General features: G+C 71.6%; 1 protein-coding gene. It reads right to left on the bottom strand.

Going from position 1 to position 981, the window contains the following annotated elements; translation table 11 throughout:
• Positions 1–284 precede the first annotated feature (284 nt).
• Entirely contained in the window at positions 285–728 is a 444-nt protein-coding gene (locus I5E_RS09215; protein ID WP_022906722.1) for a Fur family transcriptional regulator, read from the bottom strand.
• Positions 729–981: the final 253 nt, after the last annotated feature.

Here is a 981-nt window from a genome sequence, read left to right as displayed (position 1 = left end):
ACCAGGTAGTGGTCGTGCAGCGCGAGGGGGCCGTCGGCCCCGACGCCCATCGAGTGCTCGTCGCTCGAGACGGGGGCGCCGGAGTTGGTCGTGGTGGTGGGGGTACCGGACGGGGTGCCGGTCGTGTTCTGGTCGGACACGGTTCCTCCTTGGGTGGAACGGTTGGTTCGGTCAGGGGTGCTCGGGTTGCTCGTGGTCCCGGTTCGGTGCCGGGAGCGGGGACGACTGCGGATCGTTCCCGGGTCGGGGTGTCTGCGGTCGTCCCCGGGTCGGGGTGTCTGCGGTCAGGCCGGGACGGCCCCGGTGTCGTCGCGCTCGGCGGCGGCGCACTGCTCGCAGATGCCCCAGTAGGTGACCTCGGCCGTGGTGACGGCGAAGCCGTGGGTCTCGGACGGCGTGAGGCAGGGCGCGTGGCCGACGGCGCAGTCGACGTCCTCGATCGCACCGCACATCGTGCAGACGATGTGGTGGTGGTTGTCACCGGTCCGCCGCTCGTACCGCGCGGGGCTGCCCGCCGGCTCGATCCGCCGCACCAACCCGACGCCGGTGAGCGCCGCGAGGACGCCGTAGACCGCCTGGTGACTGGTGGTCGGCAACTCGGCGGTGAGCGCGGTGACGATGTCGTCGGCCGTCGCGTGCGGCATCGTCGCGGTCGCCCGCAGGACGGCGAGCCGTGGCGTCGTGACCCGCAGGCCGGAGGCGCGGAGCAGATCGGCGTCGACGTCCATGCTGGGCCTTTCTTTTGCAGGAATCAAGACAACACCGTCACTGTACACCAGGCGGCCCACCCGGCCAGCGCGACCGCACCGCCCAGACGCATTCCCGGAGCGGAATACGATGTGTCACGATCCGGTCGCGATCACCTGCAACGCCCCTGGGAGTGCCCGATCCCGCGCTAGCGTCCCGCCATGTCCACGCAACAGGGCCTGCCGCAGCAGGCGAACCGTGCCGAGGACGTCCGGGGGATCATCGCGCAGCGGG

Source organism: Curtobacterium sp. B18 (assembly GCF_000333375.1).
In the GTDB taxonomy this organism is placed as follows: domain Bacteria; phylum Actinomycetota; class Actinomycetes; order Actinomycetales; family Microbacteriaceae; genus Curtobacterium.
Note: the sequence above shows the minus strand (reverse complement) of the source record. Positions and strands in the feature narration are given on the sequence as shown.

Coding starts and splice junctions, on each gene's coding strand:
- I5E_RS09215 (WP_022906722.1), bottom strand. CDS start 728: ATGGACGTCGACGCCGATCTGCTCCGCGCCTCCGGCCTGCGGGTCACG.